At 46.4% G+C, this 26752-nt stretch carries 28 protein-coding genes; 16 read left to right on the top strand and 12 right to left on the bottom strand.

Annotation, left to right across the window (positions count from 1 at the left end; translation table 11 throughout):
* Nucleotides 1-50: 50 nt before the first annotated feature.
* Together AF331_RS04740 and AF331_RS04745 are read left to right on the top strand one after the other, a co-directional pair.
* Nucleotides 51-611: an AAA family ATPase gene (locus AF331_RS04740; RefSeq protein WP_053426993.1), complete on the top strand. Its 561-nt coding sequence runs from the start codon at nucleotides 51-53 to the stop codon at nucleotides 609-611.
* Between the two features lie 119 nt (nucleotides 612-730).
* Nucleotides 731-1264, top strand: coding sequence for a hypothetical protein (locus tag AF331_RS04745; protein WP_053426994.1), 534 nt, complete (start codon nucleotides 731-733; stop codon nucleotides 1262-1264).
* Nucleotides 1265-1300: 36 nt separating this feature from the next.
* On the opposite strand, the gene AF331_RS04750 is transcribed toward AF331_RS04745, so the two are convergent.
* Entirely contained in the window at nucleotides 1301-2170 is an 870-nt protein-coding gene (locus AF331_RS04750) for a Cof-type HAD-IIB family hydrolase (protein WP_053426995.1), read from the bottom strand.
* A 195-nt stretch (nucleotides 2171-2365) separates the two neighbouring features.
* Between AF331_RS04750 and AF331_RS04755 the strand changes: the two genes are divergently transcribed.
* From AF331_RS04755 to AF331_RS04770, 4 genes are all read left to right on the top strand, one after another.
* Nucleotides 2366-3001 carry a nucleoside/nucleotide kinase family protein gene (locus tag AF331_RS04755; RefSeq protein WP_053426996.1) on the top strand — a complete coding sequence of 212 codons (636 nt, stop codon included), beginning with the start codon at nucleotides 2366-2368 and terminating at the stop codon, nucleotides 2999-3001.
* Nucleotides 2989-3939 carry a Gfo/Idh/MocA family protein gene (locus AF331_RS04760; protein ID WP_053426997.1) on the top strand — a complete coding sequence of 317 codons (951 nt, stop codon included), beginning with the start codon at nucleotides 2989-2991 and terminating at the stop codon, nucleotides 3937-3939. The genes AF331_RS04755 and AF331_RS04760 overlap by 13 nt, the downstream gene beginning before the upstream one ends.
* A gap of 115 nt (nucleotides 3940-4054) precedes the next feature.
* The gene (locus AF331_RS04765; RefSeq protein ID WP_053426998.1) at nucleotides 4055-5017 is read left to right on the top strand and encodes a helix-turn-helix transcriptional regulator; all 963 of its coding nucleotides are present in this window, start codon (nucleotides 4055-4057) and stop codon (nucleotides 5015-5017) included.
* Between the two features lie 75 nt (nucleotides 5018-5092).
* A complete protein-coding gene (locus AF331_RS04770) occupies nucleotides 5093-5722 on the top strand; it encodes a type 1 glutamine amidotransferase family protein (protein WP_053426999.1) in 630 nt (209 codons plus the stop codon).
* 229 nt (nucleotides 5723-5951) lie between these two features.
* Here the strand turns inward: AF331_RS04770 and AF331_RS04775 are convergent, their stop codons facing one another.
* The 5 genes from AF331_RS04775 to AF331_RS04795 form a co-directional block, all read right to left on the bottom strand.
* Nucleotides 5952-6680, bottom strand: a complete 729-nt coding sequence (locus AF331_RS04775) for a polysaccharide deacetylase family protein (protein ID WP_053427789.1) — start codon at nucleotides 6678-6680, stop codon at nucleotides 5952-5954.
* Between the two features lie 91 nt (nucleotides 6681-6771).
* Entirely contained in the window at nucleotides 6772-7572 is an 801-nt protein-coding gene (locus tag AF331_RS04780; RefSeq protein WP_053427000.1) for an alpha/beta fold hydrolase, read from the bottom strand.
* A 109-nt stretch (nucleotides 7573-7681) separates the two neighbouring features.
* The gene (gene katG / locus AF331_RS04785) at nucleotides 7682-9895 is read right to left on the bottom strand and encodes a catalase/peroxidase HPI (RefSeq protein WP_053427001.1); all 2214 of its coding nucleotides are present in this window, start codon (nucleotides 9893-9895) and stop codon (nucleotides 7682-7684) included.
* A gap of 267 nt (nucleotides 9896-10162) precedes the next feature.
* A complete protein-coding gene (locus AF331_RS04790; RefSeq protein ID WP_053427002.1) occupies nucleotides 10163-11011 on the bottom strand; it encodes a hypothetical protein in 849 nt (282 codons plus the stop codon).
* The gene (locus AF331_RS04795) at nucleotides 11004-11918 is read right to left on the bottom strand and encodes a WD40/YVTN/BNR-like repeat-containing protein (protein ID WP_053427003.1); all 915 of its coding nucleotides are present in this window, start codon (nucleotides 11916-11918) and stop codon (nucleotides 11004-11006) included. The genes AF331_RS04790 and AF331_RS04795 overlap by 8 nt, the downstream gene beginning before the upstream one ends.
* Before the next feature lie 341 nt (nucleotides 11919-12259).
* Between AF331_RS04795 and AF331_RS04800 the strand changes: the two genes are divergently transcribed.
* Genes AF331_RS04800 through AF331_RS04810 form a run of 3 tightly spaced genes read left to right on the top strand, consistent with a single transcriptional unit; the run spans nucleotide 12260 to nucleotide 14546 of the window.
* Nucleotides 12260-12886 carry a nitroreductase family protein gene (locus tag AF331_RS04800; protein ID WP_053427004.1) on the top strand — a complete coding sequence of 209 codons (627 nt, stop codon included), beginning with the start codon at nucleotides 12260-12262 and terminating at the stop codon, nucleotides 12884-12886.
* 18 nt (nucleotides 12887-12904) lie between these two features.
* Complete coding sequence (locus AF331_RS04805) at nucleotides 12905-13723, top strand: SDR family oxidoreductase (RefSeq protein ID WP_053427005.1); 819 nt, start codon at nucleotides 12905-12907, stop codon at nucleotides 13721-13723.
* Between the two features lie 37 nt (nucleotides 13724-13760).
* A complete protein-coding gene (locus AF331_RS04810) occupies nucleotides 13761-14546 on the top strand; it encodes an SDR family oxidoreductase (protein WP_053427006.1) in 786 nt (261 codons plus the stop codon).
* A 162-nt stretch (nucleotides 14547-14708) separates the two neighbouring features.
* On the opposite strand, the gene AF331_RS04815 is transcribed toward AF331_RS04810, so the two are convergent.
* Nucleotides 14709-14924, bottom strand: a complete 216-nt coding sequence (locus AF331_RS04815; RefSeq protein ID WP_053427007.1) for an IDEAL domain-containing protein — start codon at nucleotides 14922-14924, stop codon at nucleotides 14709-14711.
* Nucleotides 14925-15215: 291 nt separating this feature from the next.
* Between AF331_RS04815 and AF331_RS04820 the strand changes: the two genes are divergently transcribed.
* The gene (locus AF331_RS04820; protein WP_053427008.1) at nucleotides 15216-15986 is read left to right on the top strand and encodes a PAS domain S-box protein; all 771 of its coding nucleotides are present in this window, start codon (nucleotides 15216-15218) and stop codon (nucleotides 15984-15986) included.
* 143 nt (nucleotides 15987-16129) lie between these two features.
* Here AF331_RS04820 and AF331_RS04825 read toward each other — a convergent pair whose 3' ends face one another.
* Together AF331_RS04825 and AF331_RS04830 are read right to left on the bottom strand one after the other, a co-directional pair.
* Nucleotides 16130-16906, bottom strand: coding sequence for a YibE/F family protein (locus tag AF331_RS04825; protein ID WP_053427009.1), 777 nt, complete (start codon nucleotides 16904-16906; stop codon nucleotides 16130-16132).
* The gene (locus AF331_RS04830) at nucleotides 16903-18027 is read right to left on the bottom strand and encodes a YibE/F family protein (RefSeq protein WP_053427010.1); all 1125 of its coding nucleotides are present in this window, start codon (nucleotides 18025-18027) and stop codon (nucleotides 16903-16905) included. The genes AF331_RS04825 and AF331_RS04830 overlap by 4 nt, the downstream gene beginning before the upstream one ends.
* A gap of 276 nt (nucleotides 18028-18303) precedes the next feature.
* Between AF331_RS04830 and AF331_RS22705 the strand changes: the two genes are divergently transcribed.
* Genes AF331_RS22705 through AF331_RS04840 form a run of 3 tightly spaced genes read left to right on the top strand, consistent with a single transcriptional unit; the run spans nucleotide 18304 to nucleotide 20300 of the window.
* Nucleotides 18304-18462 (top strand): hypothetical protein, encoded by a 159-nt coding sequence (locus AF331_RS22705; protein WP_162838947.1) that lies wholly within the window; start codon nucleotides 18304-18306, stop codon nucleotides 18460-18462.
* 2 nt (nucleotides 18463-18464) lie between these two features.
* Nucleotides 18465-19220 carry a YdcF family protein gene (locus AF331_RS04835; RefSeq protein WP_053427011.1) on the top strand — a complete coding sequence of 252 codons (756 nt, stop codon included), beginning with the start codon at nucleotides 18465-18467 and terminating at the stop codon, nucleotides 19218-19220.
* 21 nt (nucleotides 19221-19241) lie between these two features.
* The gene (locus AF331_RS04840) at nucleotides 19242-20300 is read left to right on the top strand and encodes a DmpA family aminopeptidase (protein WP_053427012.1); all 1059 of its coding nucleotides are present in this window, start codon (nucleotides 19242-19244) and stop codon (nucleotides 20298-20300) included.
* On the opposite strand, the gene AF331_RS04845 is transcribed toward AF331_RS04840, so the two are convergent.
* Complete coding sequence (locus AF331_RS04845) at nucleotides 20297-20782, bottom strand: hypothetical protein (protein ID WP_053427013.1); 486 nt, start codon at nucleotides 20780-20782, stop codon at nucleotides 20297-20299. The two genes, AF331_RS04840 and AF331_RS04845, sit on opposite strands and share 4 nt — an antisense overlap.
* Nucleotides 20783-20878: 96 nt before the next feature.
* Here AF331_RS04845 and AF331_RS22315 point away from each other — a divergent pair, with 96 nt between their 5' ends.
* On the top strand, nucleotides 20879-21034 hold the full coding sequence (locus AF331_RS22315) for a hypothetical protein (RefSeq protein WP_160316486.1): 156 nt from the start codon (nucleotides 20879-20881) through the stop codon (nucleotides 21032-21034).
* A gap of 201 nt (nucleotides 21035-21235) precedes the next feature.
* On the opposite strand, the gene AF331_RS04850 is transcribed toward AF331_RS22315, so the two are convergent.
* Both AF331_RS04850 and AF331_RS04855 read right to left on the bottom strand, forming a co-directional pair.
* Nucleotides 21236-22696: a DHA2 family efflux MFS transporter permease subunit gene (locus AF331_RS04850; RefSeq protein WP_053427014.1), complete on the bottom strand. Its 1461-nt coding sequence runs from the start codon at nucleotides 22694-22696 to the stop codon at nucleotides 21236-21238.
* The gene (locus AF331_RS04855) at nucleotides 22693-23289 is read right to left on the bottom strand and encodes a TetR/AcrR family transcriptional regulator (protein ID WP_053427015.1); all 597 of its coding nucleotides are present in this window, start codon (nucleotides 23287-23289) and stop codon (nucleotides 22693-22695) included. Before AF331_RS04855 ends, AF331_RS04850 begins: the two co-directional genes overlap by 4 nt.
* 164 nt (nucleotides 23290-23453) lie before the next feature.
* On the opposite strand from AF331_RS04855, the gene AF331_RS04860 reads away from it, so the two are divergent.
* Both AF331_RS04860 and AF331_RS04865 read left to right on the top strand, forming a co-directional pair.
* Nucleotides 23454-24386 (top strand): aldo/keto reductase, encoded by a 933-nt coding sequence (locus AF331_RS04860; protein ID WP_053427016.1) that lies wholly within the window; start codon nucleotides 23454-23456, stop codon nucleotides 24384-24386.
* Between the two features lie 216 nt (nucleotides 24387-24602).
* On the top strand, nucleotides 24603-26732 hold the full coding sequence (locus AF331_RS04865) for a peptidoglycan D,D-transpeptidase FtsI family protein (protein ID WP_235576314.1): 2130 nt from the start codon (nucleotides 24603-24605) through the stop codon (nucleotides 26730-26732).
* Nucleotides 26733-26752: the final 20 nt, after the last annotated feature.

The following is a 26752-nucleotide window of genomic DNA, read 5'->3' on the forward strand; positions in this document are numbered from 1 at the left end:
GTGTCCAGGTACTTGTATGAAAGATGAAAAAATAATGGGAGAGGAAAAGAATGAAACTTGTAATCATTATTGGCCCCCAGGCAGTCGGTAAGATGACAGTCGGGCAGGAACTAGCAAAGATCACTGATTTGAAGTTGTTCCATAATCATATGACCATTGATCTTATAGGAAATTTCTTTGATTATGGAAGTTCGGAAGGAAAGCGGCTTGTCAAATTATTCCGGCATGAGCTTTTTGACGCCATCTCCAAAAGTGATTTGGATGGATTGATTTTTACATTCGTATGGGCATTTGATATGAAGGAAGATTGGGACTACATAGAGAGCATCTCCACAATGTTCCAATCTCGGGGAGGCTCCGTATTCTATGTGGAGCTGGAAGCAGGGGTCCAAGAACGATTGAAACGGAATAAAAGTGAAAACAGGCTCATTCACAAACCATCGAAGAGGAATGTTGATTGGTCAGAAACTGACCTGTTGGATTCCATGACTACCTACCGATTGAACTCCATTGAAGGAGAACTGAGCGGTGACAATTATGTACGCATTGATAACGCTGCGTTGAGTGCAACAGAGACAGCTGTAATAATAAAGCATCGTTTTGATCTTTAGTTTCATATGATGATAAGATGTGAGTATCTCTCTATCAAGCGAGGTACGATCCATCATTCATGACCCGTTCAGGATAAAAGGATTGTGGGTGATGAGGATGATCGCGAAAGGGTGATCAGATGAATGGCCAACGATTCAGGCTTCTTTTTGTAGTGAGTCTATTGCTTCTCACCATCCTCCCGTTAACGCTGATGACCATCCATCAAAACGGAGAGAAGAAGGATGCCTTTCTGGAATTCGCACGATCCTATGCATCTCTGGATCGTGAGGTTGTCAAAGCGGTTGAAGAGTATCAGACGGTGCAGGGGACTGATGATGCAGACGATGCCGCATCCGGTGCAGGTGCTGCGGCAAGCGAAGGCATTTCAGCTATGTGGGAACTTGATCCACCTGAAAATCTCCCATCTGATGTGAAAGATCAAGTGCAACAAGCGCTGAGCTCCATAAAGGATTCCTATCATTCAATCAAATTCGAAATGGACACTGTGCATCATCAGGTAACCCATCCTGACGTTCCCTTTCTTGAAACACAAGTCGAGTATTTTGGATATGTGGCGGATAGGGAAAGAAAAGCTTCAAGGGAGTCCCTGATCAAAGCAGGAAATAGCCTCGGAGTTTCGAGGGGAGAAATGATGAAGATTTTAGGGGAATGAAAAAGATCAGAGCGTGGCTCTGATCTTTTTTATGCATTATGAATGTGAGACGGTCTTTTCTATGAATCTTGCAAGAAAGTCGCTGACACCATTTTCGTCACATGATAAAGTGGTGACTTCATCCACCACATCCTTGATATGATCTTTGGCATTATGCATGGCCACGGAGTGTGTCACAAAGTCAAACATTTGAAGATCATTATCGCTGTCACCAATGGCCAGTGTGTCTTCGTTTTTCAGACCGAAATGTTCAAGCATTTCTCTGATTCCAGACGCCTTATTAACATCCGCCACCATCAGTTCAAGGTTGTGATTGGATGACTTCGAAAGGGTGAAGTCGGTGTCCTTTTTCATTTCTTGAAGGACATCTCCCCATTTTTGAATCTTTTCCTGCGTACGTGCAAAGAAATAAAATTTAGAGAATCCTTTTCCTTCCAGGCCTTCCCTGAAGGCGATCTCTTCATTGACGGCTTTCTTGCGTGATAACCATTCATTTTCTTCTACTCCATCTGGTTTCGGTTCCGACACTTCCTTGAGTACATACTCCTGATCCTGCTTCAATGTAATACGTGGGGCGCCATATGGGAACACCTCGTAATAGATCTCATGGTTTCTTGCTTGTGCAATGACGTCTTCCACAAGTCCTAGTGACAGGGAATGCTCAAAAACCGGTGTATCGTCCACATAGCCTGCCATCCCGTTGGATGTAATGAATCCATCCACTTTGAATCCTTCCGGCAGCATGGCTTCGATCTCATCATAGGCTCTTCCAGTAGCGATGAACACCTTGATTCCTTGAGCTCTTAATGCATCGATGGTTTCCTTCGTCTGCACACTTACTTTATTTTGGGAACTCAATATGGTCCCATCCATATCCAAAAAGATGGTTTTCGGTTTGATCGACATACTAACTCCTCCTGCAATTTTGTAAATTAACTGTGGTTCTAATCAATATATAGGAAACGTAAATACTATTCAAAGATAATGAATGCTCTTTAACATTGTAACTGAATTCATGGATATTTGCATTGAATGAGAAGATTTTTTCCAGTTTGATTGTCTTCTGGTATAAAATGAAAGAGATTGAAAGGGGACAGCGCCATGCTCGATGAAATGATCCAATCGTTAGTGAAGCGACATTCCCATGGGCGGACGATGATCGGCATCGATGGATTGGGCGGGTCTGGAAAAACTAGCCTGGTCCACCGCATTCATGGGGATCTGCTGACAGGACCCCGGCAGACGGTCCTCATCCACCTTGATGATCATATTGTCCCATCATGCTACCGGTACGGCACCGGCAGGCCCCAGTGGCAGGAGTATTATGAGCTTCAATGGGATGTTGTGGGTCTGAAGCACACCTTATTTGATTTACTCACATCACCATCTCTTCTTTTCCACGTTCCGTTTTACGATAAACATTCTGATAGGATCATCCAAAAACAGCTGGATGTTGAGGAAGATGCAGTGGTGCTCGTAGAAGGCGTTTTCCTTCAAAGACCAGAATGGATCGAGTATTTTGATGCCGTCATCTTTGTGGACTGTCCTTTTCATACCAGAAAGGGCAGGGTGATCAGTCGTGACGGGTACCTGGGAGATGAAGCAACAATATTGAAGATATATGAGACCCGCTATTGGCCGGCTGAAGACTACTATATGGACACGATTAGGCCGAAAGAACAAGCAACGATCTGCTATAGACAAAATGAATGGAGGGAGTATCCATGCGACAACTGAAAATCGGAATGGTCGGTCTCGGAGGAATTGCCCAGAAGGCGTATCTGCCCCTTCTATCAAGAGAAACCGGATGGGAATTGGCAGGGATTTATACACCGGATCAAAGGAAGCGAAACCGCATCAGCAACGAGTATCGACTCAGAGCATTCAATCATCTAGACCATCTAGCAGAGGAATGCGATGCGGCGTTCGTACATAGTTCGACTGATTCACATTACGAGGTGGTATCGACACTTATGCAAAAGGGTCTCGACGTCTATGTGGACAAGCCATTGGCGGCCACGGTCGAAGAATCGGAGAAGTTGGTAGAGCAGAGCGTGCAGTCAGGAAGGAAGCTGATGGTCGGATTCAACAGACGATTTGCGCCCCTGTACGTCCAGGCCAAGGCCATGGCGGGAACTCCCGCTTGGGTGAGATTCGATAAACATCGCCTGGATGATATCGGTCCAGCATCATACCAAATCACCATGCTGGATGACTATCTTCATCTCGTCGATACGGTTCGCTGGCTGAATGACGATGACTACATGAAAGTCAGCGGTGGAGCAATGGCGATCAATGACGCCAATGAACTGATTCATGCTCAGCACACCTTTGAATCTTCACGTGGTATGCAGTGTTCTACCGGGATGCATCGGAGGGCGGGAACGCAGCGTGAAACGTTGGAGATCGTAACAAATGGACGCGTTTTGACCGTATCGGATATGAATATCCTTGAGGTGGAGGAAGGAGGGAGGAGGCTGGTCACCAGGCCATCTTCTTGGGATACGATCCTTAAACAGCGGGGATTCGAAGATGCAGTCATGCATTTTATCGAGAGCGTGACGGGCGACACGCCTCCTTGTATCGGAGGAGAACAGGCGCTTGAAAGCCAATATTTACTGGAAGAGCTACTCAAGCGTCATGAACTGGAACGATTCGACTCACGATCTTGTTAGAAAATATCCTTTTGATGAAGGGCATATGAACCTTTACATATACGAAACGTGAACAGCCTGAACAGCCTAAAAAGAGTGGGAAAGAAAGAGCAGATTCATTTTTAGAGGTGATGAAGTGCCGAAAACGGACAGCATGTTGGCGATTCTATGGATGCTCCAATCAGGAAAGAAAATAACAGCGAAACAAATTTCAGAGAAGTTGGAGATGAATATAAGGACCGTATATCGATATATTGATACCATTTCAACAAGTGGGGTACCTATTATTTCAGAACCAGGCCATAACGGTGGATATACGTTACTGAACCAATTTATCGAGGTGCCTCTTTTTTTTGATGTCGGAGAGCAAACGTCATTGTTTCATGCTGCGGTATTTGCAGAAGAAGCTGGGTATTATGGTGGGGAACCGCTAAAAAGAGCCATTTCAAAACTAAGTAACTACTCAAATCAAGAGCAGGAGAGAGTGGTAAACCACCATTTGAGCAGTCTTGAAGTCATACGTCAATTACGTCCACATTCGCTGGAACCTTTATTGAAAGAGTTGGAGCATGCCATAGCTGAGGGGTACTCAGTGAAAATGATTTACAACAAAAAAGGTGAGAATAAAAAACATGAAAGAATGGTCGACCCACACAAAATGCTTTATTGGAACAATAAATGGTATATGATTGGATTTTGTCATCTTAGGAGTGACCTTCGCAGTTTTCGAGTCGATCGGATCCAAGAGGTCTTGCGAACCGAAAAGACTTTTTCCAGACCAGAGAACTTTTCTGCACGTGACTTTTTCATGAAAAATCTCCTTCCGGCAATAGAAGATAAAGAAGGGATCATTCGTATGGTGATCAAAGGGGATGAACATTCGCTGAATGATGTGTGCGAGCATTGGTTTCTGGGACATTATGTACAGGAAAAGGAGTCAAATCAAGCGGTATTCCTCCTTGAAGAAGAAATTGCCCATACCTATATCCCTCATTTACTAGTACCGTATGGAAAATCGATTCAAATTGTTGAGCCGGTAAGTCTAAAAAAAAGACTGGTTGACGTTTTGTCGGAATTAATAACATTTCATCAAGAATGATCACATCCCTGACAGCAGCTGTCAGGGATGTATCTTTATAATGGGCTATATCAATGGTGATTGGAGTGTTAATGAATGAAAACAAACGTTTATCTTTATGTATTCAACACGATGTCGGACTGGGAATATGGCTATTTGATTGCTGAACTGAACACGGGACGGTACTTCAAAAAAGATCATGAACCCCTAAAAATAGTGACAGTAGGAGCAACTGAAGAAATGGTCACGACGATGGGGGGGCTGTGCGTAAAACCCGAACTTTCTATAGATGCTTGCATGGTTGAGAGAAATGATCTTTTCATTCTACCCGGAGGGACTACTTGGGGAGAGGCCATCCATCAGCCAATCTTGAATAAAATCGGTGAAGCTTTAGAGATCGGTACGATTGTGGCGGCCATTTGTGGTGCCACGGATGCCCTTGCGAATTGGGGATATCTGGATTCCAGAAAGCATACAGGTAATAACGGAGAGTATATGAAGATGATGTGTCCAAACTATCAGGGAGAAATGCACTATGAGATGGGGCCTGCCGTAACAGATGAGAATCTGATAACAGCATCCGGGGTAGCTCCTTTGGAATTTGCGAGGGAGGTTCTCAAAAAAATAGACGTATTTGCACCAGATACATTACAGGCATGGTATAACCTGAATAAGACGCACAAGCCCGAACACTTCTTCGAGCTAATGGATTCAATCAATCGATGAGCTGAGCAATCAACTTATCGGATATCGATCAATGATTATAACCATGCTCTGACAGTGTCAAAGCATGGTTGTTGCATGCATTGTTGAAAGAAAGCGTATGATCCCCATTTACCGGCGGTCCACTTTTCATTCTTTACCCTTTTGGGGGGAGGTGGGCTCTTCCGCATCTATTTAAGGGGTAAACCACCACTACATAACGGCACGCAGTTGAGAAGGTGTCCAATCAACATCAAAAGCCAAAAATCGGATCCGTTTCCATCAGCTCCTGTACAGTGACAAACTGATATCCTCTTTCAGTCAACGCAGATAAGATCGTTTTTAGAGCTTTTACGGTTTCCTCCCGATTTCCACCGGAGTCATGTAGGAGGATGATGTCTCCATTGTGGATATTATCAAGAACATGGGCTGAAATGGCTTCGCTTGAACGTCCTGCCCAATCTCTCGGATCCTGATGCCACGACCAGAGGATCGGCATTAAATCCATTTCTTTCATCAAACCTAGCACAGGTATGGAAAGGTCGCCTCCTGGCGGCCTGAACAACTTTGGCTGGGTGCTTGGCTGGAATTGGAGCAGAAGTTCTTCCGTAGTGGATATCTCTTTTTCGATATCCCTCAGGGAAAGCGAGCCGAAGTTCGGGTGGGAAAAAGAATGATTTCCGATTTCGTGTCCTTCTTTCACTTCTCTTTTCACGAGGTCAGGGAAGCGTTCGATCCGCTCGCCAGTGAGGAAAAATGTCGCTTTTGCATTATAGGATTTCAAAATCTGGAGGATCTGAGGGGTATAAAGAGGATGTGGCCCATCATCGAATGTGATGGCTACTTTTTTGAATGCCATGGGAACTTCCCAGATGACCTCTCCCTTCGGTTCCACCATGCTTCTCTCTACCTGCTGGGCATCTGCCGGAGTCGGAAGCACGAAAAGGGCGATCACTGACATCATCACTACCAGCTTTCTCATGAAATCATCTGCTTTCAATCGTTTTTCTTAGTATGGCTGAGTGAGGCCAGGGTATTCACCAGATAACAAGAATGAAAAGTGGTGCAGGACATCATGTCCATGCACCACTTTCTTTGTTTTTAAGAAGGCATTCAATCACTTGATCGGGCTTGTCGAGGTGGATTCCATGATCACTGCCTTCTGCGATCACCATCTCACCATGTTGGGATAATCGAGATAATTCCTGCTGCAGCTCATGCCATCGTTGCTCATACCGGTATGCTTCATCCGCAGGGATGCCATGCTTGATAAAAGGAAGGGCCGATACTTCGGGGTCGCGGGCGATAACGGTGAGGGGCAGATCCGGAAAACATTCTGACTCCTTCATCATCTCACTACTTTGCTCCCAAAGGGAAAATTCCTCCCCCACGGTCCGATACAGGAGTGGGGAAGTCAAGAAATCCTTCATCTCCCCATCAGGATGAGATGGGACCTCCTTGGTGAGTTCAGCCTGTGATTTGGTACCCCGGACTTCGTTGGCTGCAATCATTTGGTCAAGTGAAATATACGAATTCAACACTGGCGTTCCCAATTCGTAAAGTGTCATGAAGTCGATGGAGGTGGAATCCACCAATATGAGACGTTTTACGAGCTGCGGGAACAAACGAGTGAAGTGCTGGGCACACAAACCACCGTAGGAGTGGCCCAGAAGGGTAAATGGGGCCTGTACCTCCAATGATAGAAGAAGCTCATGCAGCTCTATTGCAATGGAGCTGGTATCCCTGGGCCGTGTCGATTCAGTGCTTTTACCATACCCTTGGCGGTGATACAACAAAATGTGGTAGTCGCCGGCAAGATAGTTACACAAGGAACGCCTCTCATAGTACGGACATCCGATTCCCGTCTCGATCACGAGGTGATCTTTTCCAGTGCCGATCCATTCATATTCTATTTTAATGGTTGTTCATCTCCTTTTTGAATGTGATCAAAGAAAAATCCCGCCCCGAGAGGCAGGATTTCGATCATTTTAGATCAAACCGGTCTGCATTCATGACTTTGACCCAAGCCGAGACAAAATCACGAACGAATTTTTCTTTCGTATCGTCTTGCGCATACACTTCGGCGATGGCACGCAGTTCAGAGTTGGATCCAAATACGAGATCGAATCGAGAAGCAGTCCATATGACCTCGCTTGTATGACGATCTCGCCCTTCATATTCATTGAAAGCAACACGTTTCCATTCGACACCCATATCAAGGAGGTTGACGAAGAAATCAGGAGACAGGCGTCCTACATGCTCAGTGAAGAGGCCACTCTTGCTTGACCCATAGTTTGTACCGAGCGAGCGCATTCCACCGATCAGCACCGTCATTTCAGGGGCACTCAATCCAAGCAGCTGCGCTTTGTCGACGAGCATTTCTTCTGGAGAAATGGAGTATTCCTGCTTTTGATAGTTACGGAAACCGTCCGAAACCGGCTCCAGGACGTCGAAGCTCTCTTCATCGGTTTGTTCTGGGGTTGCATCACCGCGTCCAGGAGAGAACGGGATCTGTACGTCGAAGCCGCCGTCTTTGGCTGCTTTTTCTACTGCAGCTGTACCACCGAGGACGATCAGGTCGGCGATGCTCACCTTTTTATGGAACGTGCTTTGGATGTCTTCATACACGTTCAACACATTTTGAAGAAGGGCAGGTTCATTCACTTCCCAATCTTTTTGGGGGGCGAGGCGAATACGTGCACCGTTGGCCCCGCCGCGCATATCCGATCCCCTGAAGGTGGATGCAGAAGCCCAGGCGGTCTTGACCAGTTCACTTATGCCCAATCCTGAATCCAGGATCTTTGATTTCAGCTCTTCAATCTCTGAATCGGAGAGTTCATAATCCACTGCCGGTACCGGATCCTGCCAGATCAACTCCTCACTTGGAACTTCAGGACCAAGATATCTGACTTTTGGCCCCATATCCCTGTGAAGGAGTTTGAACCAGGCACGTGCAAAAGCATCAGCAAACTCGTCTGGATTGGAATGGAACCTTCGGGAGATCTTTTCATAGGCTGGATCTTCCCTGAGTGCCATGTCCGCAGTCGTCATCATGGTCTTCACTTTGATCGATGGGTCTTCGGCATCGGGTGCCATATGCTCTTCGCCCATATCCACCGCCGTCCATTGATATGCGCCTGCAGCACTTTTGGTAAGCTCCCACTCATAGCCGAATAAAAGGTCGAAATACCCGTTATCCCATGTTGTCGGATGGGTCGTCCAGGCACCGTCGACTCCGCTTGAAATCGTATCACGGCCCTTGCCGCTCCCGTAGCTGCTGAGCCAACCGAGTCCTTGGTTCTCAAGGGTAGCTGCCTCAGGATCATCCCCGACGTGTGAAGGGTCTCCTGCACCGTGGGCTTTACCAAATGTATGCCCTCCGGCAACAAGCGCCACCGTCTCTTCATCATTCATAGCCATCCTGCCGAACGTATCCCTGATGTCCCTGGCGCTGCCTTTTGGATCAGGTTTGCCGTTGGGTCCTTCAGGATTAACATAGATGAGTCCCATCTGAACGGCTGCAAGGGGATCTTCCAGTTCACGATCTCCTGAGTAGCGGTTGTCTGCGAGCCACTCTTTCTCCGTGCCCCAATATACATCTTCCTCTGCATGCCAAATGTCTTCCCGGCCACCTGCAAAACCGAACGTCTTCAACCCCATGGATTCTAATGCCACATTACCCGTCAGGACGAGAAGATCCGCCCAAGAGATTTTGTTCCCGTATTTGCGCTTGATCGGCCAGAGTAACCTGCGTGCCTTGTCGAGGTTCACATTATCCGGCCAGCTGTTCAGCGGGGCAAATCGCTGGGAACCCGATGCACCGCCGCCTCGTCCATCCGATGTCCGGTATGTACCTGCCGCGTGCCAGGACATGCGGATGAAGAAGGGACCATAGTGTCCGTAGTCGGCAGGCCACCAGTCCTGGCTGTCAGTCATGAGGGAGTGGAGGTCCTTCTTCAATGCTGCGTAGTCGAGCTTGGCAAATTCCTGCCGATAATCAAAATCTTCTCCATAAGGGTTCGACTTCCGATCGTGCTGACGAAGGACATTCAGATTAAGCTGATTGGGCCACCATTCCTTATTCGTCGTTCCTCGTGGTGACCTTGACGTCGTTATGGCACTATCCTTGTGGTGGGTGACGGGACATTGCCCCGCTGCGCTATGTTCCTTTTGATCAGGTTTTTGATTGTGATCCATCGACCATTCTCCTTTCAAAATAAGGGGTTGAAATAGGGGTGGAACTCATACTTTGTGAAAAATATGAAAATTAGAATCATTCTTAATTACTATTATAAGCCAGGCTGTTCCCGAAAGAAAGCGGTAACTATGAATGGGTGAACATTTCTTGTATTGAAGAGGGAAATACCCCATAAAAGGTAAAAGTAGGGGAGCATCACCTTTATGGGGTTAGTGTACAAGCTATAAGGTTTTACAGGTAGAAATCATTCATTCATAGGCGCTAAATCAAGGGGAAGATAAAGTGAGGGGAACAGGTTCATGATCTTGATCCGTTGCCTCATACAAGATAATGGAACCGGCAGGGGGCTCAGGATCATTCTCATGGCTGATGAAATCTTCACCGAGGGCGATCGTCCACTGTGCTTCGTCATTCTCGGTCAACACGACAGCCAGGGTACCGAATTGCACGACATTCTCCCACGTATAACGTTCCACTTCATGATCACGCTGGAGGATGAGACCCTCTGTAGTACTTGTAAGGGTAAGATCTCCCCCTTTCCATGTTCCCGGAAAGGAAAGTGCCACATTCGTGTAGGAGGACCCTTCACCGCGATCTCCATATGTGCCGATGAATTGATGAATGGAGTCATCTTCTGCATGGTAAGTGGCGGCGACAATATCATGTTCAATCCATTTCACCTTCGCATCTCCTTTCATTGGAAAAGGGAGCGTTTCTTTTGGTTTGACAAATGGTCCAAAATAGGGTCTGTAATAGACGGTTTCACCCGTTTGCCGATCTTGTTTCAACACAAAATACGTCTTCCGGTCCGGTGAGAGGGAAACCAATTCATTAATATCCTTCATGTGACGGAATAAAAGGACCCCGTGTAAAAGGATGAATATGGTCGCAATCCCTAAAACGAACGCCTTCCCATTTCTTTTCAACTCCATCAGTAAAATCAGTGCCACCGTTGCAAAGACCACGATAAAAATGGTGAGGAGATAGAAGAGTCGATCATCTGCATATTCAACCCTCCATTTTAAGTGGAGGATCAAATAGAGTCCTTGGTGGAGGAAGAGAATAACCGAAAAGGCAAAACAACACCATCCCATGACCTGCTTCCCTTTATTCATCTGCATCCACTTCCTTTTGGAATGACCAAGAGAGGCCATTATCTTTTGATATGAATTTCCCTTTCACTTTCCCTCCTTTGTAATCCCCGCTAGATCCCTGGTTTACCAACAAAACCAAGTCATTCCCTTCTACATAGGGAGTTTCAGCGGTGGTAAAGATGAGGTGGTACTCATCAGGAATCTCGATCCTTGCCGGTACCCAGGATTGTCCGCCATCTTGGGTGACATAAAGGTCTGGTTCTTCTGGATTCAGGATCCCATAAGATAAAAAACCGGTTTTCTCGTCAATGAAATTCCCGTCGTACAGCAGGCGATAGTGATCTGGATGGGACACCTCCGTCCACGTTTCTCCACTGTCGTGCGTCATATATACCTTCGTTGCTTCCGAGGACATGGTCCTCTCGCCGGTGTACACGACATAGCCGTCATCCTCGTTAAGGAAATCCACTTTTCTGAATCGGGGAGCTATCATTCCACCTATATCTGTATCGTTCCATGTATGTCCCTGGTCTAGGGAATAGAGGAGCTTTACACGTTGATCGTCCGCTCCTTCTACATATAGAAAGGCAGTGAGGTCTTCTGATAGGAAAAAGCTTTGTTCGATCAGCTCGTTCTCCTGTCCATTGTATTCCCCGGCAAAAAGGGCTTCGATTCCGATTGGTACGCGGGACCAGTGCCTGCCTTCATCATAGGTGATGTGGAGTTCATCGGTCAGTGCGTATCCGACAGGACCATTTGATTCGACCGTTTGAAGGGTATCGCCGTTACCCGGAGGCGATTCTTGCTGCTGAGGTGTTTCTGTTTTTGATGGCAAGTGGGTAGAGGGAGCTGTTTCAAAGAGGTAGGTACCGACTGCGATACCAATGCCCGCTAAACAGGCACATCCTCCAATAATAATCTTTTTCATGATTCAGGGCTCCTTTTCCTAGTGTTCAGATCCCTATTTTACCATTTAGGAAAACCCGTGTGTGCATTGATATGAAACAGTGACAAGGGAAGGCTATAAGTACCTTGCAAAATGTTTGTGAAACACATCACTTGAAATGCAATCCATGATGGTTTATATTAATTGACGTGTCAACGATTGAAGGGAAATGAGATGAAATATCCTTGAAATCAGGGGAATATTTTCTTATGAGCTCTTCTCTTGCATTGAACGCTTAAATGTTTTATAGTGTTTGATGTATCAATTATTGACCCATCAATTAATTGCGGAATTTACTCTCAACCAAGAAAGGAACATCACACATGAAACCTAATGATTTCAACGATATTGTTTTAAATCGACGCTCCATCAAGAGGTATGATCCGGAAGTAAAGATCAGCCGTGACGAAATGGAGCAGATCCTTACCGAGGCTAGCCGCGCTCCTTCTTCTGTCAATATGCAGCCCTGGAGATTCATGGTCGTCGATACACCGGAAGGGAAAGAAAAGCTTGCTCAAATGGCACGATTCAATAAAGAACAAGTAAACACATCAGCAGCCGTCGTGGCTGTCTTCGGAGATATGAAAAGTATCGAGAATGCTGATGTGATTTATGACAAAGCGGTTGAGCTCGGCTACATGCCTCAGGACATCAAAGACATGCAGCTCGGGAAAATCAAAGCACATTATGATAACCAACTTGAAAATGATCTACGAGATGTAGTACTGATTGATGCAGGACTTGTTTCGATGCAGCTGATGCTCGTGGCACGTGCCCACGGCTACGACACGAATCCGATCGGCGGCTATGAGAAAGACATCATCGCAGAAGAATTCGGACTCGACAAAGACCGCTACGTTCCGATCATGCTCATATCCATGGGTAAAGCAGCTGATGAAGGATATCCTTCTTACCGCTTGCCTGTTAATGATATAACGTTCTGGAAATAAAAAAGGGGGAATGACCTTATGACAGCCAAAACCATTGTGATTACCGGAGCATCATCGGGAATCGGGAAGGCCACCGCCCTCTACTTTGCTGAAAATGGCTGGAATGTGGCGGCCACCATGCGATCTCCGGAAAAAGAGATTGAACTTAAGAAAAACGGGAATATACAGTTATACCGGCTGGATGTAACGGATCACGGCAGCATTGAAGCTGCCAGAGATCAAATCCTATCCGACTTTCCTAAAGTGGATGCCGTACTCAATAACGCAGGCTTCGGGCTGATGGGTCCGTTTGAACTTGCAGAGGATGATCAGATTAGAAAGCAGTTCGAGGTCAATGTATTCGGGCTCTTTGAAGTCACAAAAGCGTTTCTTCCTCATTTCAGGAAGAATAAAGATGGAATGTTCATCAACGTATCTTCCCTGGGCGGACGAGTTGCCTTCCCGTATTTGAGTCTGTATCATTCCACCAAGTGGGCGGTAGAAGGTTTTACTGAATCCCTTGGCTTTGAATTGAGCCAGCTCGGTATCAAGGCTAAGCTTATTGAACCAGGGGGAGTGGCCACTGATTTTGATGGTCGCTCATTGGAGAAAACGTCATCTGAAACCATAAAGGATTATGATGCTGGAATGGCCGCTTTCCAGGAGCGGTTCGTCTCCAATATCGAATCAAGTGAACCCATCACCATCGCGAAGGTCGTTTTTGAAGCAGCTACCGATGGCACAGACCGCATACGCTATGCTGCAGGTCAAGATGCCATTCAGGCCCTTAAGGCACGCGAACAATCAGGGGACGAGGCGTTCATTAAGGTGACTAAAGAACGTTCTTTTGGTAAATAACAATCAAAGAGGAAATCAACAACAGGAGGGAATCATTATGTATCAAGATCTAAAAGATAAAGTAGTCGTTATTACAGGTGCGTCCAAAGGATTGGGCCGCGCCATGGCCGTACGTTTCGGACAAGAGCAATCAAAAGTTGTCATCAACTACCGCAGTAAGGAAGAAGAAGCTCTTGAAGTTAAAAAGGAAGTAGAAGAAGCGGGTGGCCAAGCCATCATCGTACATGGTGATGTGTCAAAAGAGGCCGATGTGATCAATCTTGTCCAAACGGCTGTTAAAGAATTCGGTACGTTGGATATCATGATCAACAACGCAGGCTTTGAAAATCCTGTGGCATCACATGAGCTATCATTGGATAACTGGCAGGCAGTCATTGATACGAACCTGACAGGAGCATTCCTCGGAAGCCGTGAAGCCATCAAGTATTGGGTTGAAAATGACATCAAAGGGAACGTCATCAACATGTCTTCCGTACATGAGATGATTCCTTGGCCGTTATTCGTCCACTATGCAGCAAGTAAAGGCGGCATGAAACTGATGACCGAAACACTCGCTCTTGAATATGCTCCAAAGGGTATCCGCGTGAACAATATTGGACCAGGTGCCATGGATACGCCGATCAATGCAGAGAAATTCAATGATCCAGAACAACGAGCAGACGTTGAAAGCATGATCCCGATGGGCTACATCGGTAAACCGGAAGAAGTATCATCCGTAGCGGCCTTCCTCGCTTCTGAGCAAGCAAGCTATGTGACCGGTGTAACCCTGTTCGTCGACGGTGGAATGACTAAATACCCTTCTTTCCAAGCCGGAAGAGGCTAAATAGTAAAAATCCGAAACCTCCCTATTATATAGGGAGGTTTTTGTTTACACCCATAATAGCAAGGGTATCGAAAAAAGGACTCTACGTGAATATGGGAAAAAAGCAGCAAAGGGGCATTCTCATATGAGAATGCCCCTTATTAATAACTCGGGATGTATATACTACATTGTATAACCGTATTGTCGATGGAGTTCATTTAGTTCTTTACACAAACGTAGAAAATCGTCTTTGTTTTTCTCGCATAGCGCACGGTCAATTTCCTGTTCAATCTTCTCTTTACGGAAATTCAGCAGAGCCTCGTCCAGGATCATTTCAGCTAGTAAAGAGTGGATACTGCTTTCATCAGACTGCGGTGAGTTCAACAAATGCCTCTTCATGACTATCAGCTCCTTGACCTTTTTTCTATTATACAATAATTTTACATAATATTCAAACAAATCGATTCATATTCTCTATAAGCTTAAAAAGCCCATATCATCAATCACGCCCCTGTTCAGGGTCACGCTTTTAATATGAGCCCGGGAGGCATGTCAACACCTCCCATCATTTATACTACGATATGAAACGCGTTTCATAGCAAGCCCCTTCATAAGAAAATGAGAAACCGAGGGAACTTCCTTGCGTGGTCTTACGATAACCTGTATCGTTGAGGGAAAGGAGTGAGGAACGTGAGTGAAGCCATATCCACTATAGACTATCGAGAGGTCATCGAATATTCACTCGAGCCTGTCATCATCCATACAGATTATCAGATCCTGTATATCAACCGTGCAGCAGAATCGTTCTTCAGGACGACGAAGGAAGGGGTTATCGGTCTGAGTCCCCTTGATATATTCCAGGATTCATCGAGGGAGGCAATAAAAGAACGGATACAGTCTGCCTATAGCAAGCCGGCTGAGGTCATTGAAGAGCTTCTTTATCGTATGGACGGTACCACGGTCGAAGCCGAACTGTATTGCCACCCTGTCACTGTGGCAGGCAAACAGGCAATCCAGTCCTACATACGCGATATAGGTTGGAAACGCGAAGCCAATCAAAGGCAGGATGAGTTGATCAGGGAAATCAATGAACTATCTGCGACTGTCGTCCCCTTGCTTGATGATATCGCCATCCTTCCGATAACAGGAAAGGTTGATCATGATAAAGCAGTTGCCCTGTTGGATCTCATTCCGGTAAAAGTCAGGGAGCAACAGATTACACACCTGATCATCGATTTCTCCGGAATGTATTCTGTGGATAATCTTGTGATCGACACGCTGTTTAAAGTTCATTATGTATTGGGACTTCTTGGGGTAGGCACATTCATAACGGGACTGCGCCCCGAGCTCGTACTTGAAGCATTGAACCTGGATATCGATCTTTCAAGCCTTCCTGTCACAGGGAGCGTGAAAGAAGCCTTGGATATCCTGGAGGTCAAGCATGAGGTCCACACGTCGTAAATCTGCAATAATCAAACTATAATATGATTAAATCAAATTATATAGGGAATACTGATGGTACATCCTGCTCAAACACATAGCAAAGCCCCGTGCATATACGGGGCTTTTTTTATGGAGACGATGTGTTGGGAACACTCCTTCAATCAAAAGGATCTATCCCTACCTTCCTTCTTTTTATCCAGGAAATAAGCCGTTAAGGCAGCAGTGATGGGAATGGCAAGGGCCATGCCCATCGCAGAGGAACCAATGAAAATCATTTCAGAGCTGAACACTTTCGAATTGACGATCTCCCCCAGCGAGTACTTCAGATCCTTGAACCAGAGTAAGAGGCCCATATATCCTCCGAAGAAGGCAAAGAATAGCGTATTCGCACTTGTTCCCAGAATATCACGACCGATACTCATCCCCGATGCAAAAAGGGAAAGGCGATCGATATCCGGATTGTGATATTTGATTTCCTGCATGGGAGAGGATATCGCAATGGTCAGATCGATGATGGCTCCAATGGTGCTCATGAGGATCATGGCTGCACCGATCTTGACGAAGTCCACCCCTACATAAAGAGAGTATGGTGCAAGTTCTTCGATTTCTTCTTCCCCGAACCCCTGAATCATCGCTTGATCTGTAAACAAAAGGATAAAGACGAGAAGGATGCAAGTGGTCACAATGGTAGCAAGGAAAGCAGTGATCGTCTTGGTTCCCCACCGGCTGATGTAGAATAATGTGATGGAACTGATCAGTGCGGAAGCAAATAATGTGACGATGACAGGATTGGCTCCCGGGTTGTTCATGATGATGATTGAAAGGATCAGCACGGTGAAATTGAGAAAGAGGGCAACAAAGGATCGCGCCCCTTTTTTTCCTCCCACAGCCGTCATGAGTATAAAGAGAATGACAGCAAGGATGAATTGAACAGTCATGATACGGCCCTCCTCTTATTGACAAAATAGATGGAGACGGCTATCCCGATGGGAATCGCAAGTACGATGCCGATCCCACCCGTCAGGGCACGGGCAAGCTCCAAAGATAGATTCATCGATAAAGTGAAACCAAGCGGTGAGGCATTCTTGAAATAGAGGATCAGCATGGGCATAGCACCGCTGATATAGACGAAAAACATGATATTCGTCATCGTCCCCATGATGTCCCGTCCGATTTCCAAGCCAGCTTCTTTTAATACCTTTGTACTGATTGAAGGATCCTTTTCATAGAGGGTGAAAATGGATGAAGAAAGGGTAATGGCCACATCCATGATGGCACCCAGACAGCCCACAAGGATCCCAGCCATAAATACGGTCTCGGTCGGCCTGGTCAGAAACTGCATCTCCTCATAACGGAGCCCGTTTGCTGCTGTAGATTTGATGACAATGAAACTGATGACCAATGTCACAAACGTGGCGACCAAAGTGGAAATGACCGCCGCATAGGTTTTCCGGTTAAAGCCGTTTACCAAAAGGAGCGAGATGGAACTGAACAGGACGACAGCCAAACCGCAAGCTGCAAGCAATCCGATCCGGTCGTTGCTCAAATAGGCATCAAGAGCGAATGAAAGGATGACGGCATTGATGCAAAGGGTTCCGAGAGAATAGAATCCTTGGCGCTTTCCGACCAGGACCATTAGGAAAATGAAGACCCATGCGATGATGATGAGGGATGTGTCACGCTTCACGTCATCTATGGACCCTTTCAATTGACCCTGTCCATCTGGTTCGTTGATAGAGACAAACAAGTCATTCCCCGGCTTGTATTCTTGATCGTACGCCTTGGAGGTCGAGAACGTATTGCTTAGGAGAATCTCTTTTCCTTTCTCTGGACCGTTCTTCACCGTTGCATGGACTTCCTGTTCATGCAGCCTATCTTTGTTCCCGTTAGGGTCGGTGATATCCCGTGTACCGGTCACTTTCACATCGGTCACTTCCGCAATCGGTCGATTATAATAGTTTTCATTATGGTGTACAAAGTAGATGGACGTAATGCATAGTACAATTAAAGCAATGTAGAGTAGCCACTTTTTTAGGTTGATTTGTTTTTTACGATTCATATTTCCTTTATCACTCCTGAGTTGAAAAGACGTCTATTATTATTCCACAACTTCTTTTTTCAAGCAAAGAAACACTCAGCGCTTGTAGGAAAGGGAATAAAGATTGGATCTTACCAAACGGAGTTCACGTCTATAGTCTGCCTGCGGACGGCAGATGAAGATTAGCCCACTTGTGTCCGAGTTATCTGCTTGGCCAACGTGTAAATAATCATTGTCACATTGTAAGTAATTTGAAATAATGGATAGGGTTGAATGAGAGTTCGGGAGTGATGAATCGTGAGTAACAGATGGTATGGCTTCATCCTGCTAATTATTGGAGTCTATTCTTATTTTTCAGGGGAACTGGTGACATTTATTATGCTGTCCCTGATTCTGATCAGTTTAAATAATATCAATCACACGTTGAAAAAGCGGCAAAGCGGCCGGGAAGGATGAAGATGAGGAGACTCAGAAATAAGTGGGCCCTGTTGAGCTTGGCTCTTCTTGGTGTTGTCATGGCCATCCTGTTTTTTCAGGTGACGTTCGGCCTGTTATTCATATTAGTGAATGGGCTGATCATCTATATTTTGGCTGTACTTCGTTTGCGAAAACGATTGTGGCCCTATCGATTGATAGGAGGCGCCTATCTTATTTTTGCCGTAACGTTTGCAGGGGTTGAGGGCTACATCTTGAAAGAAGCCTATGACGAAACAGGGAATCTTTCAGAGGACTACGGTGCGGTGCTGATCCTCGGTGCCGGATTAAAAGGAGAAGAACCTTCCAAAACGCTCCTGTCCCGCCTTGCTACAGGGGTAGAGGTCCTGAAGATCCGGGAAGATCTTCCTGTAGTGGTATCAGGAGGACAAGGTCCGGGAGAGTCCATCAGTGAGGCAAAGGCCATGGGTCGGCATCTGATTGCCCACAGAATCGATGAGAGCCGGATCATATATGAAGATGCATCCACCAACACATATGAGAATATGCTGTATTCCCGGCGCGTCCTGGAAGATAGCGGATTGAAGGAGGGGAAGGTCCTGATCGTGACCAATGACTTTCACCTGGCCAGGTCCAAAATGCTTGCCCGGGACGTTGGACTTGATGCCTCAGGGTATGCAGCTCCGACGCCATGGTTTGTGAGGGCCAACTATTACATCCGTGAATATTTCGCCATGGTCAAAACATTCCTGCTCGGAAGAGGTACGTTGGATGGATAAATCATAAGGAGGAAGACTGACATGACGAGACGAATCCGGGACTACGGAGTCAAAATCGGGAGGATGCAAACCGGTGAAGAGAATTCTATCACCGATGTAAAGGGAGTGACGGTCGGCCATACGACAATCGATGATGGACCTCATCAAACCGGTGTCACAGCCATCCTGCCCCATCAGGGCTCACTTTTCAAAGATAAGCTCATAGCCTCTTCCCATGTGATCAATGGCTTTGGTAAAAGCATGGGGTTGATCCAGATCAATGAACTGGGCACACTGGAAACGCCGATCATCCTGACGAATACACTGAGTATCGGAGTAGCGGCTGATGCCCTGATTGATCATATGCTTGAACATAATCCGGAGATTGGCAGAACGACAGGGACGGTGAATCCGGTCGTCTGTGAATGCAATGATATGCTGCTGAATGATATCAGGGGCAAGGTGGTTCGGAAGGAGCATGTTCTCAATGCCATACATAGTGCTGAAAAACATGTAGAGGAAGGCAGTGTTGGAGCAGGGAGGGGAATGCTGTGCTATTCGTTGAAAGGAGGAATTGGTACTTCCTCTCGCATGATTTTCCTCGATCATGGTACCTACACCCTTGGCGTACTCGTACTCTCAAACTTTGGGATATTAAGCGATCTTATGGTGGGAGGGAATCCTGTAGGGGAAAAGCTGAAACTGGCCATCCTTCAGGAACGTGAGGAAAGGGATAAAGGATCCATCATCATTGTGGTAGCAACGGATCTGCCCGTCTCTGAAAGGCAGCTGCATCGGATCATCAAACGATCCGTTACCGGTTTATCACGCACGGGATCCATCATCACTACGGGAAGTGGCGAGGTGGTCATCGGCTTCTCCACCCACACCACCACTCCACATCATCCAAGCGGAAAGCTTTTATCCATTCCGGTCATCCATGAAGAGGATATGGACGTTGCATTCAGGGCTGTCGGGGAGGCAACCGAAGAGGCGGTCCTTAACTCCCTTGTTACGGCTACCCATGTCGTCGGTCGTGATGGGAACGAAAGACCTGCATTCAAGGATCTGATTGAAAAATACGACATTCCGTTGGTTTAGTCTTGCTTCCGGATGATCCTGAGGTGAATGGGAAGGATGAATCTGAATACGATCAGGTAGAAGATCGGGGATATGTAAAGAATGAGGGGAGAAACCACCTTCATATATCCGACATACTCCATGCCTGCCTGTATGAGGAAAGATAACAAAGTGAACAAAATCGAATGTCTCCAACGCTTTTCATATGGTGTCAGGTTCAGGTATAGAATGGCGAGAGAAGTAGGAACGAGTGTATAGCTAAGCACCTCACCGATGCCTGTTATCTTGGCATCTCCCAGGTCGACCCAGTCAAGGACCCTCATGACCAGCACATCTGAAAGCCATGCGGCTAAGCCAACGACGCCGAATGTAATATATAGTTCCACCCAAGATATCAAACGTTTCGGCTGAATCAGCATGCATAGAGCCAATATCAGGCTGACCGTGAGGGGAAACCACAGCCCTTCGGCACCAAAATCCAGTCTGTGGATGATTTTTTCCATAATGATAGCAGCTCCTTGAATCCTAGTGAGTTAGGGTACTATCGTATAGTATGATGAAATGCCCTTCATCTTATCCGTCTGAAAGGAGGAAGGAAGATGACATTCAGCACCATTTTCATTCTGCTCGTGATCGGTCTCATTTTGATGGCATTGGGGGCTTGGCGTCACAGCATAGGGATCATCGTTCTGTCAATGATTCCATTTTTTGTAGGATTATGGGGCATTTATTCTGTTTTTCTTAACGGCATGTAAACATACTCAAGGGGGGGTGGAAGAGTGGGGACATTGGGCATCCTAACATTATGTATGAGCATAGCGGGGCTCGTTGCCTTTACCAACATGATCGTTTTATCCATACGATTGTCAAAGGTACAGGGGGACCTGAAGAGATTGAAAGAAAAAATGAAATGAAAAAGGTGCACGGCTTCTTCTGAAGTCTGTGCACCTTTTTGATTAGGAAGAGCTCATCGGGTGATCGACTTTCACCCGTTTGACGAACAGTCCGACGATGAATCCGACAACTGCGGCGATAATGGCGAATAGGAATGCATTTTGTACACCTGATGTGAATGCAAGAAGCGGGGTCAACGGATTCGAGAGATCCGCACCGCCTTCCATATAAGATTTCACACCAGAAGAAAGAATCGAGATTGCAACAGCCGTTCCGATGGCACCTGCAACTTGTTGAAGGGTGTTCATGATGGCCGTTCCATCAGGATAAAGCTCAGGTGGCAGTTGATTCAACCCATTTGTCTGGGCCGGCATCATGATCATGGATACACCGATCATGAGCAGGATGTGCATCCCGACAATGAAGTAGGAAGACGTATCAAGGTCCACTGTATAGAAACCGGCAAGTGATGCGATGACGATGGCAAGGCCAGGTATGACCAGCCATTTAGGACCGAAGCGGTCGAACAGGCTTCCCATGATCGGGGATAGCAATCCATTGATGATCCCACCCGGCAATAAGAGAAGACCGGCGGCAAATGTCGTCATGGCAAGTGACGTTTGCAAGTATAGTGGAAGCAGGATCATGGACGACAGAATGACCATCATGCAGATCAAAACAAGCAGCAATCCGACAACGAACATTGGGTATTTGAACGTCTTTAGGTTCAGCATCGGCTGAACCATGGTTCGCTGTCTAAGACAGAAGACGATAAGCCCGATGACTCCGGCTGCAATGGAAATGATGACGACAGGTTCACTCCAACCTCCGCCTTCACCAGCTGAACTGAAGCCATACACAACACCTCCGAATCCGATCGTGGAAAGGATGATGGATACAATATCGATTTTTGGCCTGGTCGGTGTCGATACATTTTGCATGAAGAAAATACCGAAAACCAGTGCAACCAAAAGAAATGGAAGCGATATCCAGAAGATCCAGTGCCATGTCAGGGATTCAAGGATCAAGCCGGACAGCGTAGGACCTACCGCCGGTGCAAACATGATGACGAGTCCCATGAGCCCCATGATCTTACCGCGCTTATGAGGCGGAACGATTAAGAGAATGGTGTTAAACATCAATGGAAGCATCAGTGCGGTACCCATTGCCTGCACGACACGTGCCACCATCAGGAAGCCGAAACTCGGTGCGATGGCTGCTATGAAGGTTCCGATGATCGAGAAGACCAATGATACGACGAAGAGTTGTCTCGTCGTGAACCATTGCAGGATCAGTCCGGAGACAGGTACCAAAATACCAAGGGTAAGAAGGTAACCCGTTGTCAGCCATTGAGCGGTTGTTTCATGAATGCCGAAGTCCTGGATTAGATTGCTCAATGCCATGTTCAGCGCCGTTTCACTGAACAGGCCGATGAATCCGGCGATAAGAAAGGATGTGAGGATCGGGAAAACCTTAAAGATTCCCTCGCTCTGTGTAGATGTGTTCGATTGACTATGACTCATATTTGAATGTCCTCCTGTACTGAATTCTCTCTATGAAGTAGGATAGGTATTTGCTCAGCAATGATGCGAAGAGTATCTCCGTTTCCGGCAATCAACGAAATGGTGGTGGCACCTTCTAGTAGGACATTGATTGTAATGGCAAGTGTCCCGGCTGCTTTTTCCGGATACCCCCTTGAAATCAATGCATCGGCATAAAGCCCCTGCCATTCTTTAAAAGCCAGTTCACATGTAGATCGCAACTCTTCATGGGTAGCCGCTGTTTCGGACGCAAGGGTCCCGATCTTCAGCCATTCCGTGTCGTTATCAGAATCGTAAAAGTCAGCGATATTAAGGATATGTCGTCGAAAGGCTTCGGATGCATCTTTATCCTGTTGAAGATCCAATTTTGTCTGTTCGACAATATGTTCTTTTACAAGCTTGATCGCTTCTTGGGCAATCTGCTCTTTCCCGTTCGGGAAATGGTAATAAAGAGAACCTTTCGGTGTCCCGCTCACTTCGATGATCTGATTGATTCCGGTGCCGTGATAGCCTTGTTTTTGAAATAGCTGTGCTGCCGTTTCAAGAATCAGCCGCTTTGTAGGATTATTCTTCATTGAACGCTCACCTTTACAAGAAATTATAGAGATTGGTCTACATAAATATACTCAATCTTTCCTTCGGTAGTCAAACAAAAAAATCCATATGTTTAATTTCGTCCTTCAAAAGGGAAAATGGAGGAGTGTATCATCAAGTGATTGAACTAAAGGAGTGAAGCAAGATGAAGAATAAGGTGAACCTGGGACATTCAGATGTGAAAGTCTTTCCCATTGGACTTGGAACCAACGCAGTGGGAGGGCATAATTTGTTCCCGAATCTTGATGAGGAAGAAGGGAAAAAAATTGTCAGGACAGCTCTCGATCATGGAGTGAACCTGCTCGACACCGCATTTATCTATGGTCCGGAGCGGTCGGAGGAGTTGGTCGGAGAAGTCATCAAAGACTATAAGAGAGAGGACTTGGCCATCGCGACAAAAGCCGCCCATCAGCTGGATGGAGAAGGAAATGTCACCATCACAAACTCTCCGGCATTTCTTAAACAATCAGTCGATGCTGCTTTGACACGACTGAAGACGGATTATATCGACCTTTTCTATATCCATTTTCCTGACGAAGATACGCCAAAGGATGAAGCAGTCGGTGCATTGAAAGAAATGAAGGATCAAGGGAAGATCCGGGCGATCGGTGTTTCAAATTTCGACCTTGGTCAGCTGAAAGAAGCGAACAAGGACGGCCATGTGGACGTACTGCAAGCTGAATACAATCTTTTTAAACGATCAGCTGAGAAAGAGCTGCTTCCCTATACAGATCAGCATGGGATCACATTCATCCCGTACTTCCCCCTCGAAGCGGGACTTCTAACGGGCAAATACAAGGAATCCGACACGTTTGAAGACCTTCGTAAAGATATGCCAAATTTTCAGGGCAGCACATTTACGTCCAACCTTCAAAAGGTAGAGGAACTAAGGAAGCTTGCAGATGAAAAAGGCGTGGAAATCAGCCAGGTCGTCCTGGCCTGGTATATCTCCCGGCCATCCCTTGATGTGTTGATTCCAGGCGCGAAGAGAAGTGATCAAGTCGTACGGAATCTCAAAACAGGGGATGTGACCCTTTCAGATAGCGAAATAGCGTTCATCGATCGGGTATTTTCCTGATTTATTCATGACCCGGCAGCTCAATAGCTGCCGGGTTTATCATGTTTTAGAGCTGACGATCTCTTACATCCCCCGTATGATCCGAAGTTAATGGTAGAAAAATAGAGAAATTTTCTATACACTAGATAATGTTACGTTTTTCACATAAAGGAAGTGTCGTAGAAAGTGAGAAAAAACAGCAAGAAATCCAAGAAAAAAAGGATCGTCCCCATGAGGATGAACCTGTTGTTCCTTTCAGTGTTCTTATTGTTTTCCCTGCTCGAGATGAGACTGGGTTTCGTGCAGATCGTCCACGGTGAAAACTATAAAAACGAAGTGGAACGAACGGAGGATGTTGTCGTCAAGACGAGTGTTCCACGCGGTAAGATTTATGACCGGTACGGGAATGTCATCGTAGATAACGTCCCTCTCAACGCCATTACATATACAAGGACAAGTACGACTTCCATCGATGAAATGATCGAAGTGGCAACGAACTTATCCAAGTACATCACAATGGATACGAAAGGCGTGACCGTTCGCGACAAAAAGGACTACTGGATCACCAAGCATCCGAAAAAGGCGGAAGCCCTCGTCGCAAAGAATGAAGTCCAGAAGCTTCAAGCGGATGAGGAATTATCCTCTGATGACGTAAATGATAAGGTCTACAAGATGAAGTTGGACCGTATCACGGATAAGGAACTTGATTCTTTGACAAAGAAAGACCTTCAGATCATCTCGATCTATCGTCAGTTTGCTGGAGGATATGCCCTGAACCCGCAAATCGTCAAAAACGAAAACGTCACGACCGAAGAATTCTCCAAAGTCAGCGAACACTTGAGTGAACTTCCGGGAGTGAATACAACAACGGACTGGAAGCGAGCCTATGTATTCGACGATACGCTCAGGACCATCCTCGGGAATGTATCTTCATCGAAAGAAGGACTCCCGAAGAATCTGATCGATGCGTATCTTGCTGAAGGATACAACCGCAATGACCGCGTCGGAAAAAGCTATGTTGAACTGCAGTATGAAGATGTACTGCAAGGTCAGAAAGAGCAGATCCAGGACATCACGAAGAATGGAAGCGTCATTGATTCCAAACTCGTGCAGTCTGGCCACAGCGGGAAGGATGTTGTCCTGACGATCGACATGGACCTACAGCGGGAAGTGGAAAAGATCATTGAGGATGAGTTGTCCAAGCAGGTCGCCCACAGGGACGTGTCACCGAATCTTGACCGGGCATTCGTGGTAATGATGAATCCAAATACTGGTGAAGTCCTTTCCATGGCAGGAAAACAGTATGTAAAGAATAGCAAGACGGGGAAATACGAGCTTCAAGATGCCGCTCTCGGGACGTTCACCTCTTCATATGAAGTAGGCTCAGCCGTTAAGGGTGCAACCGTCCTGACGGGGTATATGACGGGGAATCTGACCCCTGGAGAGACACTGATCGATGAACCTCTTCATATCAAAGGGACACCCGTCAAGTCATCATGGTTCAACAAATACGGCCAAATGCCGATTGATGACCGATTCGCTCTCAGGATCTCTTCCAACTCCTATATGTGGAAAGTGGCTCTCAGAGTTGCCGGCGCAGAATATGTCCCGAATGAACCGATTGTCAATAACCCTCAGGCATTCTCTGTATTCCGTAACCACTTTGCCCAGTTCGGATTGGGTGTGCAGACCGGGTTGGACCTTCCAGGTGAATCATCCGGACTGAAAGGGACAGCAACAGATCCAGGATTCCTGCTGGATTATGCGATCGGGCAGTTTGATACGTATACCACGATGCAGCTTGCTCAATATGTATCCACAATCGCAAACGGTGGATACCGGATTGAACCTCATGTGATGAAAGAGATCAGGGAACCCTCTGAAGATAAGAAGCGGCTGGGATCCATCGTATATGAAGATGAGCCGAAAGTGTTAAATCGGATAGATGCCACGTCAGCTCAGATCAACCATGTACAGCTTGGATTCCACGATGTCTATCATCTTCCGAGAGGGACTGCGTATACCGAGTTCAAAAGCGCCCCATATGATGCGTCAGGAAAATCAGGGACCGCTGAAACGTATGTGAACGGTCAATTGAACTACAATACAACGATCATCGGATATGCACCTTCTGATAACCCTGAAGTGTCGTATGCCGTTGTCATCCCATACTCACACATCCAGGCGAGCGGGGTATCCGATCCATACTTGGACAAAAAGATCGGCAAGCGCGTGATGGATAAATATTTCGAACTTAAGAAAGAACGTGCAAAATCCTCTGAACATACGAATGATGTGAATAAGAAAATCGAGAATGCAGACGATGCTGAAAAGCAGACGAAGCAGGAGAGAAAAGAAAGCAACTGATTGTTGGACCCCTTTCATTT

It is taken from the genome of Rossellomorea marisflavi (assembly GCF_001274775.1).
Classification (GTDB): domain Bacteria; phylum Bacillota; class Bacilli; order Bacillales; family Bacillaceae_B; genus Rossellomorea; species Rossellomorea marisflavi.